2 protein-coding genes are annotated in these 1,603 nt (G+C 37.2%); both read right to left on the reverse strand.

Going from position 1 to position 1,603, the window contains the following annotated elements; genetic code table 11:
- Positions 1-88 precede the first annotated feature (88 nt).
- The gene (locus PBA01S_RS22500; protein ID WP_016314271.1) at positions 89-763 is read right to left on the reverse strand and encodes a hypothetical protein; all 675 of its coding nucleotides are present in this window, start codon (positions 761-763) and stop codon (positions 89-91) included.
- Positions 764-797: 34 nt separating this feature from the next.
- Complete coding sequence (locus tag PBA01S_RS22505) at positions 798-1,289, reverse strand: DUF7689 domain-containing protein (RefSeq protein ID WP_016314272.1); 492 nt, start codon at positions 1,287-1,289, stop codon at positions 798-800.
- Positions 1,290-1,603: the final 314 nt, after the last annotated feature.

Consider the following 1,603-nt stretch of genomic DNA (forward strand, 5'->3'; position numbering starts at 1 on the left):
TGACTTTCCATCCGAGCGATTTAGTCAAATTACAGCCCCAATAAGTTCTACTTGAAAGGATCACTTACAACCTCAAGTTGGACTATTATTATTTTTTGCTTAAAACATACTCTTTAAGGTCATCAAATTTATCCTTGTTTTCTTTTGCCCATTGTACTATGTCAGTCATTTTCAAGGACTTCGTTTGACTATCCGGAACCAAAGACTGAACTGCTGGGAAAAGTTCAGTTTTACCTGCCTCAAGTTGGTCAATAATAAATGGCACAGCAGGAAGACCCAGTTTTTTTAGAGAAGTAATTTTCTCATCTTCAGTTAATTCAGAATTAGCGATTTTTTCAACTTCTTCAGGAAGTGTCTTAAGTTTTGCCTTCCATTTCTCCGAGAACTTGTCTCCAGTATCCCAAGCTGTACTTTCCTCTTCTTTGAGGTTTACTTTTGTGATTTCTTCGATAGCAACTGAAAAAATGTAATCAAAAAGACCGCTTCCTTCACTTTCATCGATTTTCTTTTCTAAAATTGGAACAGCATCTGTTCCGAGATTTACAATATTTGCATACTCTTCGCTGTTCTTGATGTAATCATAGGGATTACTACTCATGGCTAATTCAGTTTTATTAGTGACTTCCGTTTGTAACTGTTCGGCCAAGCTGTTAAGGTTTTGGTTAATTTGCTTCTCAACGGATGCATTAGCACGTACCGCGTATAAAGAAGAAGTAACAGCAAAACCGAGGGCGAACATTCCAATAAGTAACTTTTTGTTCACTTCGATCACCTCACTATATATTATATACTATTCATTACTTGTATACTTGCAACGCAGATCCGTATATGGAAGATGTGTAAGGGTCCCATCCTAAAGATTGGAGTCTCTCCAATTGGCCCCATTTTGCGTTAGAATAGTTAGTTCCTTCCGCTTTGGAAAAATGAGTGATATTGCTGGTCGACGTGCCATATGCAATAATTTTCACATTAGAAGCACTAGAACTGTATGGGTAAGGATTATACATTCGGGAAGTCATGTAGTCATTTGCTTCTTTCAATGTAGGGTTACTTGATCCCCAAGGCCAGATCCACTGACGTGTGTCTCCTAACGCATATGCTAAACAGTTATAGTTAGGAGTTGCAGCAGCCAGATAATAATAATTGCCCGGTGTTTTAACCATGGATTCATATGTCTCTTTTGGAGCAACAAATAAATTACTATCGTAGCCTGCAAAAGCAACCACTCCCCCTGCACAGAAAAATGCAATGGACACTAGTCCACTAACAAGGTGTTTCTTAAGCTTCATAAACTACCCTTCCTCTCAGAATAAATTTTAAAATATTTACAGCTTTGTTATGAATTGTGATGACATCCCCAGTTGTCCTTACTTAGCACGTAATCTCAGTGTTTTTTTGAGGGTCTTGATAGGTATTGTACTAGATCGAATGATACAAGGAGTAAAATTAAAACACCACGAACAGTAGAATATTCCCCATATCCCTACTAACCTCCTTTTCTTAGTTTATTTGAATATATTATTGGAATCACAACTATAATTTACCATATATTTCATCCGGAGCAAAGCAGCGATTTTTCGGTATCCATAGCGATATTTATGCT

It is taken from the genome of Paenibacillus barengoltzii NBRC 101215 (genome assembly GCF_004000745.1).
In the GTDB taxonomy this organism is placed as follows: Bacteria; Bacillota; Bacilli; order Paenibacillales; family Paenibacillaceae; genus Fontibacillus; species Fontibacillus barengoltzii.

What these genes read in the sequence shown, in the direction of transcription:
- PBA01S_RS22505 (WP_016314272.1), bottom strand. Translation starts at nt 1,289, where the DNA reads ATGAAGCTTAAGAAACACCTTGTTAGTGGACTAGTGTCCATTGCATTT.